A 14223-nucleotide genomic window follows, 5' to 3' on the forward strand; every position below is an offset into this window, starting at 1 on the left:
GGACGTATGTCCCGTCATTTCCCCAATCCATAAGACTGGTAGGAATAAGACAAGATTGCCTGCAATGCGTCGGCCTGCTCATCCAAAACAACTTCACCGCCATGCGCCCCCTCAAACTGAGCAGCATCAGCGATGATAGTGACCCAACCATCGCCAATTGAACAACTGGCGATCACATCGCGTGCAAATACACCGCAATTCTCATTTCCGGGATCTAAGAGCTTGACTTGCCCGGTCAAATGAAAAGTCGACTGCTTACCACCGACCCCTTCTTGATAGGGGCGTTCATCCTGCTCCGGGTCAAAGCTGATTGCGACTCCCCATCGCTCAACAACCGGCGGAATAAGCGCAGTGTCCGTCGGCCTGCGCGGATCGCCCAACGGCAGTTCGTAATGCCCCGTCAGCATCGGATCGAGCACCAGCAAAAGCTGCCCCCCTGCCCTCACCCATTTATCCAGCGCCACATTATCCGCCGGTGACAACCCGCGCGGTTGGATAACCGCAAGCCGCTCCAGACCTTCCAACGGGTCGGTCTCGGGATCATTTGGCGAAAGGCCTGCAATCGGCGAAAGCGTATCAAGGGGCAGAACGGTGTAGCACTGGCTCATCACCACGGCCTGCCAAGGCCGCTGAGCGGAGCCATTCGCGATGTCCTCAAAAGATGCGTCGAGAGGCCAGACCAATGGTAAGCTTGTCATAAGGCCGAGCGCTGGCGGTGGCTCGCCCGAGACGCAAGCATCCGAAGCTTGCGAAATGCCCCCGGCCACACCCTGTTCGTCGTGGTCATGTCCGCCAGCAGAACTTTGACCGCAAGCGCTCAGCATCAAAGCGAGCGCCCCTACAGGCCATCTACTCCTGCTTAGCGCCATCTTCGCCAATTCCGGGTGCACCAACATCTTCGAGTGCCTCGGCCTCATCACCCAATGGATCGGGCAGATCAGCCACTTCGCTGGTCTCGTCAGGCTCTGTGGGAATATCGGGCACGATCCCTGCATCCGCCAGCGGATCAGTTTGCGGAGCCGCTTCGCTCGGCTCAGTTGTGGGGGCCGCGTCGGGCACAGCGGCCTCATCCGTGCGATCTGCCTGACTGCCGATTATGCTGGCAAGGCCCACCAGCAGCACCATCGAACCAATGCCCGCAAGTCCCACTTGCAGGCGCTGTGTCGCCTCTGCTTTGGTCCCGCCCAAGGGCGCGCCTTCGGGGGGCGGGTCTTGCGCCTCTTTCACAAATCTATCGAAACTGCCTTTTGCCATGCCCGCATCATTAGCGGCGCTGTGCTGGCCTGTCGATCAATCGCTTTGCGCCTCAAGCCAATCGAAGACGGGCAGGCCTTTTTCAGCGAGCCATTCTGCATTGTAGAGCGTTGAGAGATAGCGAAATCCGGTGTCGCACAGGATCGTAGCAATCTGCGGATTGGCGCGCCCTTCGGCGACCAATTGCTTACCCAGCGCGATTGCGCCGGCAACATTGATGCCGCTGGATAGGCCAAGGCAAAGCCCCTCTTCACGCAGCAGGCGCTCAACCCAGACCATGCCTTCTTCATCAGAGATACGGAACTGCGTGTCGATTGGTGCGCCTTCAAGATTGGCCGTGATGCGCCCTTGCCCAATCCCTTCGGCTACTGAAGAGCCCTCGCCTTTCAACTCGCCATGCGCGTAGTAATTATAGAGCGCGGCGCCATGAGGGTCGGTCAGAGCGATGCGGACGTCGGGGTTCTTTTCTTTGAGCCCCATGCCAACGCCAGCAATCGTGCCGCCTGTACCAGCCGCGCAGGTAAATCCGTCGATCTTACCGCCGGTTTGCTCCCACAGCTCCGGCGCAGTGCCTTCGATATGGGCGCGGCGGTTCGCGGTGTTGTCGAACTGGCCTGCCCAGATCGCGCCTTCCGTTTCTTCAGCCATACGGCGAGAAACGTGCTGGAAATGGCACGGATCAGCGTATTTGGTCGGCGGGACTAGCACCAGTTGCGCGCCCAATGCTCGAAGCGTGTCCATTTTTTCTTTGGACTGGTTATCGGGCATGACGATGATCGTTTTGTAGCCCAGCGCATTGGCGACCAGCGCGATGCCGATACCGGTGTTACCCGCGGTCCCTTCGATCACAGTGCCGCCGGGCTTTAGCTCGCCGCGTTCTTCGGCATCGCGGATCATATAGAGCGCTGCGCGGTCTTTCACGGACGAGCCGGGATTGGCAAATTCGCACTTGCCCCAAATGTCGCATCCGGCGGCCTCACTAGGGCCAGCCAGACGCACAAGCGGAGTGTTACCGATCAGGGCGAGCGTATCGCCAATAGGTTGAGTGATGTTCATGAGGGGCGATTTAGGCGTTTGCCTGCCCGCTCGCAAACAACATCAATCTTCAGGGGCGATAGTTACCTTTAGCCCGTCAAGCGCATCGCTGAGTGGGATTTGGCACGAAAGGCGTGATCCGTCTTTGCGATGATCGCTGGATTCCAGCAGATCGTCTTCGTCTTCGCTCATCTCAGGAAGACCAGCTGTTTCAGGGTCGACATAGACGTGACACGTCGCGCATGAGCAGCAGCCACCGCACAGCGCCAGCAGCTCGTCAAAGCCATTATCGCGGATAGCTTCCATGACATTCAGGCCGCTTTCGACCTCAATTTCCGACGTTTCACCTTCGCGATTGGTGACGACCAGCTTGGGCATGGGCTCTCTCGTGTCCTTATCTGATTGGTTGAGCGCAAGAACGCGCTCTTGGAAAAATTCGGCTCTCAGCTAGGAGTTCCCATTGCGAAACGCAACCTAGGGATGCGGCAAGGGAGAGATATGTGGGTCTGACAGCTGAGATTATTCGCGCAGAGATGGATGCGGTGGCGGCGAAGGACGCCAGGGTCGCAGAAGAACTCGCGCGGATCGGCTATCCCGAACCGCGCCTTCGCGATCGCGGATACAAGACGCTGATGCGCACAATTGTGGGCCAGCAAGTGTCAGTCGCGGCCGCCGCTTCGATGTGGAACAAGCTGGTGGCCGAGGTTGGCGAGGACTTCACCCCCGGATGCATCTTAAAGCGCGACTTCGACACTCTTCGCGCCTGCGGGCTCTCCCGCCAAAAACAAGGTTACGCGCGCAGCCTTTGCGAGTTGGTCGATGCCGGCGAATTGGACTTCGACAATATGCCCGCCGATGACGAAGAAGCGATCGAAGAACTCACCCGGATCAAAGGTATCGGGCGCTGGTCAGCCGAGATTTACCTCCTCTTCGCAGAAGGCCGCACCAACATCTGGCCAGCTGGCGACCTAGCGGTGCAGGAGGGCGTCAAACGCCTGCTCGACCTCGACGAGCGTCCCAAGGAGAAAGAGTGCCGCGAACTGGGGACCCGCTGGAGCCCGCACAGAGGCGCCATGGCGATCTTCACCTGGCACTATTACGCGAACCCTGCGCTTTGATCGGCAAACCGCTTTCGCTCATCGGTGAAGACCGCTTGCGTCCCGCGGCCTCCGGCGTATTGTAGACACAATACACTCGTATTGACCGCTGTCATTCCCTTGCAATGGAGAGGAAAACCGCCATGTCGCTCACATCAAGAACCACCCGCTTATTGGCCACAACTGCAGCTGCACTTGCATTAACGCTGCCGGGGCTTGCCACAGCGGATAACACCGCATCCAACACCGGAGCCGTAATGACGACCACCACTGCCGCTGCTCAAGAAACCGCACCTCTGATCCCGCGCGATGCGCTGTTTGGTAATCCGACCAAAGCGCAAGGTCGCCTAAGCCCGGATGGGAAATGGCTCAGCTGGCTCGCGCCCAAAGATGGCGTGCTTAATATCTGGCTCGCCCCGCGCGATGATCTGGATGCGGCCCGCGTCCTTACCAACTCCACCGACCGCCCAATCCGCGACCATTTCTGGGCGCCCGATGGCGGCAGCATCGGCTATATTCAGGACAAAGGAGGGGACGAAAACTTCCTCCTCTACCGCGTCGATCTGGAGACCGGCGAAGAAAAGACTATGACCCCGTTTGAAAACACGCGGGTGCAGATTATCGGTGGGTCTGAGACGATCAAGGACAAGATCCTGATCGGCGTGAACAACCGCAATCCGCAATTCCACGACGTCCATCTACTCGACGTGAACACAGGCGAGCTGACGCTGGTTTACGAGAATGAAGGCTATGCCGGCTTCATGGCGGATGACACGCTGACGATCCGCATGGCGATGCGCCAGAATGCGGAAGGCGGCACGGACTACTTTACCGTCACCGACAATGTCGTGGCCGAAGAGCCTTTCGAAACCACCGCAATGGAAGATTCGCTCACCACCAATCCGGCGGGCTACACCACCGATGGCTCGATCCTCTATTGGCTCGACAGCCGTGGCCGCAACACTGCAGCTCTCTATGCGCAGGACACCAGCACCGGAGAGAAAACTCTGATTGCAGAGGACGACAAGGCTGACCTTGGCGGCACAATCCGCGATCCGAAGACCGGCGTGGTTGAAGCATACTCTGTCAATTATCTGCGCAATGAATGGACCGCGATTGATGAAGAACTGGGCGCATCACTGGCCTGGCTCGACGAGCGGCTAGAGGGCGACTTTGGCATTTCGAGCCGCACTGATGACGATCAGATATGGATCGTTTGGAACGAGCCGCTGACCGCGCCAAGCTCTACTTTTATCTATGACCGTCAGGCGGAAACGCTCACCCCATTCTACACTTCGCGGCCGGAGCTTGAAGGTGCGCCTTTGCAACCCATGCATCCGGTTGAAATCACCAGCCGCGATGGGCTTACCCTGCCATCCTATCTGACGCTGCCGGTGGACAGTGACAGCGATGGCGATGGTCGCCCGGATGAAGCAACGCCAATGGTTCTGCTGGTGCATGGCGGCCCATGGGCGCGCGATGATTATGGCTTCAACTCGATCCACCAAATGCTCGCCAATCGTGGCTATGCGGTGCTGTCTGTGAACTTCCGCGGCTCAACCGGATTTGGCAAAGACTTCCTCAATGCAGGCAACATGGAATGGGGCCTCAAAATGCATGACGACCTGATCGATGCGACCGATTGGGCGATCAGCGAAGGCATTGCGATCGAAAATGAAGTCGCGATCATGGGCGGTTCTTACGGCGGATATGCGACGCTGGCGGGCCTAACCTTCACGCCGGACAAGTTTGCCTGCGGTGTCGACATTGTTGGCCCATCCAACCTTGAAACTTTGCTTGGCACGATCCCACCCTATTGGGCGCCATTGGTGAAGCTGTTCCACACCCGCATGGGCGATCCCAACACCGAAGAAGGCCTAGCTCTGCTGCGCGCAGCCAGCCCGCTACACAGCGCAGACCAGATCACAAAGCCGCTATTGATCGCACAGGGCGCGAATGATCCACGCGTGAAGCAGGCGGAAAGCGACCAGATCGTTGCCGCGATGCAGGATGCAGGCATTCCGGTGACCTATGTGCTCTATCCGGATGAAGGCCACGGCTTCGCCAAGCCTGACAATTCCATCAGCTTCTTCGCGATTGCCGAGAATTTCCTCGCCGAATGCCTAGGCGGGCGAGCAGAGCCTTTGGGTGATGTGCTGGCACCTTCGACCGCGGAAATTGTCGAAGGCGCTGAGCATGTACAGGGGCTTGAGGCGGCGCTTGGCAGCTAAACCTCGCTCTCACGAATTCAGTTGCTGACAGCAATGTAAGCGGCTGACATAAGGATTGCCCGGTGGCCAAAAGCTGCCGGGCATTTACTTTGGGAGAGGGATCACATCATGTCGCAAAGCGGGTCACAGGGCGGATCGCAAGAACGGCGCAACATTTTCATCACGGGCGGCGCTTCAGGCATTGGCCGCGCCGTCGCGCAATATTTTAGTGCGCGCGATTGGTTCGTCTCAATTGCCGATGTGAATGCGCAAGGCATGCAAGACACGCTCGGCCTACTCGAGGGCGGCTTTAAGTACTCACACGAACTCGATGTGCGTGACCGCAAGGCGTGGGATGTAGCGCTGGAAGCGGCTGCAACCGCGGGCGGCGGACGCATTGATGTGATGGTCAACAATGCCGGGATCGGCACAGGCGGCCCTTTGGCAGAGCTGGAAATTGATGAGATCGACCGGTGCCTCGACATCAATTTGCGCGGTGTTCTTTACGGCGCGCAGGCGGTTTATCCTTACTTGCAAAAAACCGCGCCCGGATCGGCTTTGGTCAACATTGCCAGCGCGGCAGGGATTACCGGCGGGTCTGGCATGAGCGTCTATTCGGCGACCAAATTTGGCGTGCGCGGGATCGCCGAAAGTCTGGATGCGGAATGGGCACCTGAGGGGATCAAGGTCTCCTCAATCTGCCCGAGCTTTATCGAAACTCCGCTGCTCGATGGGACCGGGCATCGCGGCTCAAATGAGCAAGTCCGCGCCCGCGTGAAGCAGGCTGGGCTAGAGATCACGCCGGTTGTGGAAGTGGCTGAGGCCGTCTGGAACGCGGTCCATGGTGATGAGCTGCATCATCTGGTGGGCAAGACGGCCAAGAAGCTAAACTTTGCCAAACGCTGGATGCCTGGCCGCGTGCGCAAGCAACAGCGCAATGCGTCGGGTATATTGGGCCGCTAAAGCGTTTTCCTACATAGGCCGCGCTCAGGTATGGAAGCGGGGCTCTTTGAAAACCGCATCCCCATTTTCCTGCGCCGCAAAAGTCGCGCGATTTGGAAGGTTACAGTTACCGCGCTGCAACATGCCAATTTTTGGCCGAATTGTGCGCTTTAGCGGGGTTTTCGCTTTTTTCTAAAGCGTACCCTTACACGGTCCAGGGAGCGCCAATAAAGGCGCTTATTCGCCAACAATCCTATCGATCGCGCGAGCCATCTTGGCATCACGGATCGAAAGGCCGCCCGCGTCATGCGTGGTCAGCGTGATCTCGACCTTGGCATAGACGTTGAACCATTCAGGATGATGGTCGTGGCTATCCGCGATCAGCGCAACGCGGCTCATAAAGCCCCAAGCTTCTGAGAAGTCGCCAAACTGGAACGTGCGCGCAATCGCCTTGCCCTCGCGCGACAGCTCCCAACCCGGATGGTCGGCCAGCAAACGATCGCGGTCTTCGTTGGAGAGTTCAGGGACTGTGGTCATGGTATTGGCTTCCTGATCGTGAGGTGTTGTGACTTGATGCGCTTTTGCCTAACGCGTGAGGCGATGCAAGGCTCCCAAACACCTGCTTTGAACGCTGAGAAGCTAGCCTGTCGGCGCGGCGACCGATTGCTGTTCAAAGGGCTCTCGTTTGAGCTGAGGAGCGGCGAGGCGCTGCATCTGACAGGCGCAAACGGGACAGGTAAGACGACGCTGATCCGCGCGCTGGCGGGGCTGAGAACACCGTTTGCGGGGTCTGTGGTGAGCGAGGGTTCAATGGGCCTGCTGGACGAACGCACTGGCCTCGATCCCGAACAGCCGCTGGGCAAAGCGCTGGCGTTCTGGGAACGGGTCGATGGCTGCTCAGACCCGAGCGGGGCGCTGGCGGTGCTGGGTCTGGAGCCGCTGCTCGAGGTGCCGGTGCGCTATCTGTCGACAGGGCAAAGGAAGCGCGCAGGGCTTGCCGCATTGCTCAATCGCGGTGCGCAGATCTGGCTGCTGGATGAGCCATTGAGCGGGCTGGACGTTGCGGCAATTGAGCAAGTGACCGCGCTGATCGCGCTCCATGTGAACGGCGGCGGGATAGCGCTGATCGCCTCTCACCAAGAGGTGAAGCTGGAAGGCCTGCGGAGCCTCGAACTGGGTGACTATGTCCCGGTGGACCAGCCGCTTCACGAAGAGGATGAGGAGGCATGATCGCGCATCTCCTCAAACGCGACCTCGCACGCTTCTTCCCCTTCGCAGGCGGTGGGGCTGCATTACCCGTCGTGTTCTTCGTAGCAATCGCAATGCTCTACCCCTTCGCAGTAGGCCCCGACGCCAACCTGCTTTCGCGGACCGGAGGCGGCGTGGTGTGGATCGCCGCCCTGCTCGCCGCGATCCTGCCGCTGGAAAAGCTGGTCGCGCAAGACATTGAGCTTGGCACATTCGACCAGCTGAAGCTGCGCGGCATATCCGAAGAGGTGATGATGGCAGTGCGGCTTTTGGCCCATTGGATCAGCTTCGGCCCGCCGCTGATCCTAGCCAGCCTCCCAGCCGCCGCATTGCTGAACCTCGATGGCCCTACATTCCACTTACTGCTGCTTGGCCTTGCAGCAGGTACACCCGGGCTCGCAGCGATCGGCCTGACGATAGCGGCCCTCACCGCGAGCCTTCGCGCAGGAGCTGCTCTGTCAGGTCTGCTCCTGATCCCGCTTGCATTGCCGATCCTGATCTTCGGCGCTGGCGCATTGGCAAGGCAAGACGCCGCCAGCATTGGCTTCGTCGCCGCGGTCAGTTTGCTGCTAGTAGCCCTAACCCCCTTCGCTGCAGGCGCCGCGATCAAAGCGGCGCGAGAGGTTTAGAGCTTTCCTACTTGCGAATACGGGATTAGCGGCAATCAAGAATAAGGCGGCTTGTCGCGCCCGATCGCGCTCTTGGTGAAGATTTCATTCCCGTCTTCTGTAATGGCAAGCGAGTGTTCGAATTGTGCGGATAGCGACTTGTCGCGGGTTACGGCGGTCCAGCCATCGCCCAGCACCTTTGCCCATGGTTTTCCGAGATTGATCATGGGCTCGATCGTGAAGAACATGCCGGGTTTCAGCTCTGGTCCGGTGCCTGCTTTGGAGGCGTGAACTACCTCGGGAGCATCGTGGAACAGGCGGCCAAGGCCGTGGCCGCAGAACTCGCGTACCACGCCATAGCGGAATTTCTTGGCATGGGCTTCGATAGCGGCGCCGATGTCGCCAAGGCGCGCGCCGGGTTGAGCCGCTTCGATGCCGAGCATGAGGCATTCATAGGTCACATCGACCAGCCGCTTTGCCTTAATCGAAGGCTCGCCGGCGAAGAACATCCGGCTAGTATCGCCGTGCCAACCATTGAGAAGCGGCGTGACATCGACATTGAGGATATCGCCATCCTTCAACACCTTTGGTCCCGGAATGCCATGGCAGATCACATGGTTGATCGAGATACAGCTCGAATGCGTGTAACCGCGATAGCCAAGCGTTGCGGGCACTGCGCCGCCATCGAACATCATCTCGCGAATGGCGGTATCAATGCTCTCTGTCGTGACACCGGGTTGGACGAGGTTTGCCACCTCATCAAGGATCGATGCGGCCAGCTTGCCTGCCGCGCGCATGCCTTCAAAGCCCTCTTCAGAATGGAGCTTGATCGTGCCGTCACGGTAGACGGTCTGGTCGCCTTCAACGAGTTGGTATTCGGTCATGCTGCGCCATATAGCGACTTGATCGGAGGATTGCGAGCACTTGTCACGCGGCGCTTTGCACCATTTCGCGCGTGACATCGGCGGTCTCGCGATTATGGAAAGCGTCATGACCATTATCACCGATCTGATCCAACCCGATCGCGGGCAAGACGCCACCGCCACCCACCTTGTCACTAAAGCTGGGTTTGCCGATTTTGCGAAGGGGCTGTCCGCTGGACAGCGGGCAAGCCTGTCAGGGCAAAAGTTCGAAGGCGCGAGCGGATCAGTGGGTATTGTGCCCGATGGCGATGCGTTCTTCGCAGTGGGCGGAGTGGCGGACCCTGATGATCTCTCAAGCTATTGCCTTGCTGCACTCGCCGCTAAGCTACCCGAAGGCACGTATCGCCTCGTCGATGCGCAACCGGGTGCTGCTGTGTTTGGCTGGGCGACCGCGCATTACCGCTTCACCCGCTACAAGGATGACGACAAGGCGCAGGGACCGCGCGTTTTGCTGTCAGAGCAAGTGGGTCGCCTGCCCGGCATTCTGGCTGAAGCTGAGGCTGAAATGCTCGTGCGAGATCTCGTCAATACGCCAGCTGAGGATATGGGACCCGCCGCGCTTGAGGCAGAGTTCGAAAAGCTTGCCAAGACCTACGGGGCCGAGCTGACGACGACCAAAGGCGATGCGCTCGAACAGGGCTATCCCATGGTGCACGCCGTCGGCAGAGCAGCAGCACGCCATCATGCACCCCGGATCATGCATCTGACTTGGGCTTCTAAAGACGCGCCCAAAGATGCGCCCGTGCTCGCGCTTGTGGGTAAAGGGGTGTGCTTCGACTCAGGTGGTCTCGATATCAAGCCAGCTGCCGGAATGCGATTGATGAAGAAGGATATGGGCGGCGCAGCGCATGCGATCGCGCTCGCAGGTCTGGTGATGGGGGCAGGACTTCCCGTGAAGCTTCACCTGCTCGTCCCAGCCGTAGAGAATGCGATCTCTGGCCCCGCCTTCCGCCCCGGTGATGTGCTCGGCAGCCGCAAGGGCCTTTCGGTTGAGATCCATAACACCGATGCTGAGGGTCGCTTGATCCTAGGCGATACCCTCACCCGTGCGAGCGAGGAAAAACCCGACCTCATCATCGACTTTGCAACGCTGACCGGCGCTGCACGCATCGCGCTTGGCCCCGATTACGCCGCCATGATGGCGCGGCGCGATGAGACAGCACAAGCCTTGATCGAAGCCGGCAAAGCCAATGATGACGAGCCGTGGCGCTTGCCATTGCCCGAGGCATATCGCGACTACCTTAAGTCCGACATTGCCGACATTGTGAACGCGCAATCCAACCCATATGCGGGCGCAAGTGTAGCAGGACTGTTCCTCGACAAGTTCGTTGAGGACGATATCGACTGGGTCCACTTCGACACATTCGCGTGGCGCCCCTATCCGAAACCGGGCCGATCAAAAGGCGGCACTGCTTATGGCCTGCGCGCAGCGTGGCATATGCTTCGCGAGCGCTATGGGACATAGGACACGGCTGAACTTGCCCAAGCGGTAAGGAGCGTCTAAGCGCCGCTGTCACGTTTCCGGGAGCGGGGACTGGGGATAGAAAAAGCCATGAGTTCGGCGACGAGCCAAGACGATATATATGCTGTTCCAACTGGGGTGCTGGGCCTGATGGGTCCGGTTGAAAAACCTGCGCCGGGAACTCTGCCCTTGCGCGGCGACCTTGCGCATATCGCGCTCGCTGGGAAGCACTTGGCTGCGCATTACGTCATTCCACAAATCCATACTGTCGGCGGAAACGGTGCGGATGTGATGGAAAACACTCGTGACGATTCTCCGCAAATCACGAGGTTTGAGGCTGGAACGCGGGTCGAAGTGCTTGATGTAGCAGGCGATTGGGTTTGGGGTTGCCTTGGCCCAGACGGTCCCAGCGGCTATATGAAGGCCAGTTGCCTAAACGGTTGACCGCGCTACAAACGCGCCCGCTATGACCACATCTGTATTCATCGATGGCGCCGCCGGAACTACCGGCCTAGAAATCCGCGACAGGCTTGCGGGTCGCAGTGAATTTGAGCTGTTGGTGCTTGATGATGCGCAGCGCAAAGATGTGAATGCACGCAAAGCGGCGCTGCATGAGGCCGATTTCGCGATTCTATGCCTTCCTGACGACGCCGCACGAGATGCAGTCAAGCTTTCGGAAGGGTCGAACACACGGATCATCGACGCCTCAAGCGCGCATCGGGTCGCAGATGGCTGGACCTATGGCTTTCCCGAAATCATTGGACACGACAAGATTGCCAACGCGCAGTTCGTTAGCAATCCGGGCTGCTATCCAACAGGTTTCTTAGCGCTGGTTGCGCCGCTAGTTCGCGCCGGATTGCTACCAGCCGATTGGCCTTATACGGTCAATGCAGTGAGCGGGTATTCGGGTGGCGGCAATGCGTTGATTGAGCGTTTCGAAAGCGACAGATCAATTGCCTTTCGCACCTATGGATTGACCCTCGCACACAAACATCTTCCGGAAATGAAACGCCATGCAGGATTGGTTCATCCGGTTTTGTTTGCGCCTTCAGTCGCACCCGCGCATCGCGGTATGATTGTCGAGGTCCCACTGCATCTTGGCGCAATGACAGGCCAGCCTCATGCTGACCAATTGCGGGAGGCATTGATCGAGTTTTACGCCTCATCGAAAGTCGTGAATATCGCCCAAGGTGAGCCACCCAGCGAATTACTGCTGGAACAGGGATGCGAAGCCTATGATGGCCTTGAGCTGTCGGTATTCGGCAATGAGGGTGGTTGGAACGCGCGTCTTATCGCGCGTCTAGATAATCTCGGCAAAGGGGCATCTGGCGCCGCGATCCAGAACCTCAATATCATGTGCGGCTTACCCGAAACGACTGGTCTACGCCTCTAACCCTGCTCTGCCTGCCTAATATTTAGGCAAAACTCGCCACCACAATAGGCACCATTGCGTAGAATTGGCTGAAATTGCTGCTTCCACTGGCATGCGCGATGATCCTTGCGCCCACGCACAGATCGGCTACCGAGTTATGACACAGCTTGGCACGATTCTTGATCGAATTGTTCAATAACGACAAACGCACGGGGCGAGAAATCACGTGAAGAAGATCGAAGCGATCATCAAACCATTCAAACTTGATGAAGTGAAGGAAGCTCTGCACGAAATTGGTGTGTCGGGAATTACGGTGACCGAAGCGCGCGGCTTCGGTCGGCAGAAGGGGCATACGGAACTGTATCGCGGCGCAGAATATGTCGTCGACTTCTTGCCTAAGGTTAAGCTCGAAGTGGTCGTGTCAGACGATCAGGCAGAGCGCGTCGTCGAAGCCGTCGCAGCTGCCGCGCAAACGGGCCGGATCGGAGATGGCAAGATTTTCGTTTCGCCAATCGAAACTGCCTTGCGCATTCGCACCGGCGAAACCAACGACGATGCGATCTAACTAAACCAAGCGTTTTTGAATTAGCGCCCGGCGGAAAAAACCTCCCGGGCACCTCTCAACAAATACTCAAGCTGGAGAATACAAATGGCGAGCGTTAATGACGTCCTGAAACAGATCAAGGACGAGGAAATCGAATGGGTGGACCTGCGTTTCACTGATCCTAAGGGTAAGTGGCAGCACCTTTCGATGGCGGCCGCAGTCATGGACGAAGACGCTCTTGAAGATGGTCTGATGTTCGATGGATCTTCGATCGCGGGTTGGAAAGAAATCAACGAATCCGACATGATCCTAAAGCCGGATATGAGCGCGGTATACAGCGATCCCTTCTCCGCAACACCAATGCTTTCCATCTTCTGCGACATTGTTGAGCCTTCCGATGGCCAGCTTTACGGTCGTGACCCGCGCTCTACCGCGAAACGTGCCGAAGCCTATCTCTCTTCAACCGGTATCGGTGACACCGTATATGTCGGTCCAGAGCCTGAGTTTTTCATGTTCGACGACGTCCGTTTCGAGGACGGATATGCGGGCAGCGGCTTTGCCATTGACGATATCGAACTGCCGACCAACACCGGCAAAGAATACGAAATGGGTAATATGGGCCACCGCCCACGTGCAACGGGCGGCTACTTCCCTGTGGCACCGGTTGACAGCGCCATGGATATTCGCGGCGAAATGGTCTCCACAATGATGGAGATGGGCCTCAACATGGACAAACATCACCACGAAGTGGCGGCTGCCCAGCACGAGCTCGGCATAACCTATTCATCGCTCACCACCGCCGCTGACCAAGTGCAGGTTTATAAGTATGTCGTGCAGCAAGTTGCGCATGCTTATGGCAAAACCGCTACTTTCATGCCGAAGCCGATTAAGGCCGATAACGGTTCTGGCATGCACTCACACATGTCGATCTGGAAAGATGGCAAGCCAACTTTCGCTGGCAATGAATATGCTGGCCTGTCGGAAACCTGCCTCCATTACATTGGCGGTGTGATCAAGCACGCTAAGGCTGTGAACGCGTTCACCAACCCCACCACCAACAGCTACAAGCGTCTGGTACCCGGTTTTGAAGCGCCTGTTCTGCTGGCTTACTCTGCGCGCAACCGCTCAGCATCATGCCGCATTCCATACGGTGCCGGCGAGAAAGCCAAGCGCGTTGAGTTCCGCTTCCCGGATGCTTTGGCGAACCCATACCTTGCATTCTCAGCATTGCTGATGGCGGGCCTCGACGGGATTGAGAACAAGATCCACCCAGGCGATGCGATGGACAAAAACCTCTATGACCTGCCGCCAGCAGAGCTTTCTGCTGTGCCAACGGTTTGTGGTTCGCTTCGTGAAGCGCTCGAAAGCCTTGAGGAAGACTATGAGTTCTTGCTCAAAGGCGATGTGTTCTCAACCGACCAGATTGAAGCTTACGCAGAGCTCAAATGGGAAGAGGTTTCCCGCATGGAAACAACCCCATGCCCAGTCGAGTACGACATGTACTACAGCTCATAAGCACATTTTAATC

At 58.1% G+C, this 14223-nt stretch carries 16 protein-coding genes; 10 read left to right on the forward strand and 6 right to left on the reverse strand.

The features are described 5' to 3' along the window. Positions 1-14: 14 nt before the first annotated feature. Genes AC0V6N_RS09670 through AC0V6N_RS09685 form a run of 4 tightly spaced genes read right to left on the reverse strand, consistent with a single transcriptional unit; the run spans position 15 to position 2667 of the window. The gene (locus tag AC0V6N_RS09670; protein WP_486171350.1) at positions 15-824 is read right to left on the reverse strand and encodes a hypothetical protein; all 810 of its coding nucleotides are present in this window, start codon (positions 822-824) and stop codon (positions 15-17) included. A 25-nt stretch (positions 825-849) separates the two neighbouring features. After that, entirely contained in the window at positions 850-1254 is a 405-nt protein-coding gene (locus AC0V6N_RS09675) for a hypothetical protein (protein ID WP_486171351.1), read from the reverse strand. A 36-nt stretch (positions 1255-1290) separates the two neighbouring features. Further along, positions 1291-2310 carry a cysteine synthase A gene (locus AC0V6N_RS09680; protein WP_486171352.1) on the reverse strand — a complete coding sequence of 340 codons (1020 nt, stop codon included), beginning with the start codon at positions 2308-2310 and terminating at the stop codon, positions 1291-1293. A gap of 42 nt (positions 2311-2352) precedes the next feature. Then, the gene (locus AC0V6N_RS09685; RefSeq protein ID WP_486171353.1) at positions 2353-2667 is read right to left on the reverse strand and encodes a 2Fe-2S iron-sulfur cluster-binding protein; all 315 of its coding nucleotides are present in this window, start codon (positions 2665-2667) and stop codon (positions 2353-2355) included. Between the two features lie 122 nt (positions 2668-2789). Here AC0V6N_RS09685 and AC0V6N_RS09690 point away from each other — a divergent pair, with 122 nt between their 5' ends. The 3 genes from AC0V6N_RS09690 to AC0V6N_RS09700 all read left to right on the forward strand — a co-directional run bounded on the left by AC0V6N_RS09690 (position 2790) and on the right by AC0V6N_RS09700 (position 6559). Continuing rightward, positions 2790-3407: a DNA-3-methyladenine glycosylase family protein gene (locus tag AC0V6N_RS09690; protein WP_486171354.1), complete on the forward strand. Its 618-nt coding sequence runs from the start codon at positions 2790-2792 to the stop codon at positions 3405-3407. Between the two features lie 122 nt (positions 3408-3529). Continuing rightward, positions 3530-5617, forward strand: coding sequence for a S9 family peptidase (locus tag AC0V6N_RS09695; protein WP_486171355.1), 2088 nt, complete (start codon positions 3530-3532; stop codon positions 5615-5617). Positions 5618-5725: 108 nt separating this feature from the next. After that, the gene (locus AC0V6N_RS09700) at positions 5726-6559 is read left to right on the forward strand and encodes an SDR family oxidoreductase (protein ID WP_486171356.1); all 834 of its coding nucleotides are present in this window, start codon (positions 5726-5728) and stop codon (positions 6557-6559) included. 216 nt (positions 6560-6775) lie between these two features. Here AC0V6N_RS09700 and AC0V6N_RS09705 read toward each other — a convergent pair whose 3' ends face one another. After that, positions 6776-7075, reverse strand: coding sequence for a 4a-hydroxytetrahydrobiopterin dehydratase (locus AC0V6N_RS09705; RefSeq protein WP_486171357.1), 300 nt, complete (start codon positions 7073-7075; stop codon positions 6776-6778). A 63-nt stretch (positions 7076-7138) separates the two neighbouring features. Here AC0V6N_RS09705 and ccmA point away from each other — a divergent pair, with 63 nt between their 5' ends. After that, positions 7139-7768 carry a heme ABC exporter ATP-binding protein CcmA gene (gene ccmA, locus AC0V6N_RS09710; protein ID WP_486171358.1) on the forward strand — a complete coding sequence of 210 codons (630 nt, stop codon included), beginning with the start codon at positions 7139-7141 and terminating at the stop codon, positions 7766-7768. Next, positions 7765-8415: a heme exporter protein CcmB gene (locus AC0V6N_RS09715; protein ID WP_486171359.1), complete on the forward strand. Its 651-nt coding sequence runs from the start codon at positions 7765-7767 to the stop codon at positions 8413-8415. Before ccmA ends, AC0V6N_RS09715 begins: the two co-directional genes overlap by 4 nt. A gap of 35 nt (positions 8416-8450) precedes the next feature. On the opposite strand, the gene map is transcribed toward AC0V6N_RS09715, so the two are convergent. Continuing rightward, positions 8451-9278: a type I methionyl aminopeptidase gene (gene map, locus AC0V6N_RS09720; protein WP_486171360.1), complete on the reverse strand. Its 828-nt coding sequence runs from the start codon at positions 9276-9278 to the stop codon at positions 8451-8453. Between the two features lie 106 nt (positions 9279-9384). On the opposite strand from map, the gene AC0V6N_RS09725 reads away from it, so the two are divergent. From AC0V6N_RS09725 to glnA, 5 genes are all read left to right on the forward strand, one after another. Next, positions 9385-10782 (forward strand): leucyl aminopeptidase family protein, encoded by a 1398-nt coding sequence (locus AC0V6N_RS09725; protein WP_486172464.1) that lies wholly within the window; start codon positions 9385-9387, stop codon positions 10780-10782. Between the two features lie 87 nt (positions 10783-10869). After that, positions 10870-11223, forward strand: coding sequence for a hypothetical protein (locus AC0V6N_RS09730; RefSeq protein ID WP_486171361.1), 354 nt, complete (start codon positions 10870-10872; stop codon positions 11221-11223). Between the two features lie 22 nt (positions 11224-11245). After that, positions 11246-12172 carry an N-acetyl-gamma-glutamyl-phosphate reductase gene (gene argC, locus AC0V6N_RS09735; protein ID WP_486171362.1) on the forward strand — a complete coding sequence of 309 codons (927 nt, stop codon included), beginning with the start codon at positions 11246-11248 and terminating at the stop codon, positions 12170-12172. A 205-nt stretch (positions 12173-12377) separates the two neighbouring features. Then, positions 12378-12716 carry a P-II family nitrogen regulator gene (locus tag AC0V6N_RS09740; RefSeq protein ID WP_247159890.1) on the forward strand — a complete coding sequence of 113 codons (339 nt, stop codon included), beginning with the start codon at positions 12378-12380 and terminating at the stop codon, positions 12714-12716. A gap of 84 nt (positions 12717-12800) precedes the next feature. Then, positions 12801-14210 carry a type I glutamate--ammonia ligase gene (gene glnA, locus AC0V6N_RS09745; protein ID WP_486171363.1) on the forward strand — a complete coding sequence of 470 codons (1410 nt, stop codon included), beginning with the start codon at positions 12801-12803 and terminating at the stop codon, positions 14208-14210. The last annotated feature ends 13 nt before the right edge of the window (positions 14211-14223 follow it).

The organism is Erythrobacter sp. S57(2025) (genome assembly GCF_057365055.1).

Bases quoted from the DNA above. Each gene is read 5' to 3' on its own strand.
- AC0V6N_RS09700 (WP_486171356.1), top strand. From the start codon at position 5,726: ATGTCGCAAAGCGGGTCACAGGGCGGATCGCAAGAACGGCGCAACATT.
- AC0V6N_RS09725 (WP_486172464.1), top strand. From the start codon at position 9,385: ATGACCATTATCACCGATCTGATCCAACCCGATCGCGGGCAAGACGCC.
- AC0V6N_RS09685 (WP_486171353.1), bottom strand. From the start codon at position 2,667: ATGCCCAAGCTGGTCGTCACCAATCGCGAAGGTGAAACGTCGGAAATT.
- ccmA (WP_486171358.1), top strand. From the start codon at position 7,139: ATGCAAGGCTCCCAAACACCTGCTTTGAACGCTGAGAAGCTAGCCTGT.
- AC0V6N_RS09695 (WP_486171355.1), top strand. From the start codon at position 3,530: ATGTCGCTCACATCAAGAACCACCCGCTTATTGGCCACAACTGCAGCT.
- AC0V6N_RS09705 (WP_486171357.1), bottom strand. From the start codon at position 7,075: ATGACCACAGTCCCTGAACTCTCCAACGAAGACCGCGATCGTTTGCTG.
- AC0V6N_RS09675 (WP_486171351.1), bottom strand. From the start codon at position 1,254: ATGGCAAAAGGCAGTTTCGATAGATTTGTGAAAGAGGCGCAAGACCCG.
- AC0V6N_RS09730 (WP_486171361.1), top strand. From the start codon at position 10,870: ATGAGTTCGGCGACGAGCCAAGACGATATATATGCTGTTCCAACTGGG.
- map (WP_486171360.1), bottom strand. From the start codon at position 9,278: ATGACCGAATACCAACTCGTTGAAGGCGACCAGACCGTCTACCGTGAC.
- AC0V6N_RS09670 (WP_486171350.1), bottom strand. From the start codon at position 824: ATGCTGAGCGCTTGCGGTCAAAGTTCTGCTGGCGGACATGACCACGAC.
- AC0V6N_RS09715 (WP_486171359.1), top strand. From the start codon at position 7,765: ATGATCGCGCATCTCCTCAAACGCGACCTCGCACGCTTCTTCCCCTTC.
- AC0V6N_RS09680 (WP_486171352.1), bottom strand. From the start codon at position 2,310: ATGAACATCACTCAACCTATTGGCGATACGCTCGCCCTGATCGGTAAC.
- glnA (WP_486171363.1), top strand. From the start codon at position 12,801: ATGGCGAGCGTTAATGACGTCCTGAAACAGATCAAGGACGAGGAAATC.
- argC (WP_486171362.1), top strand. From the start codon at position 11,246: ATGACCACATCTGTATTCATCGATGGCGCCGCCGGAACTACCGGCCTA.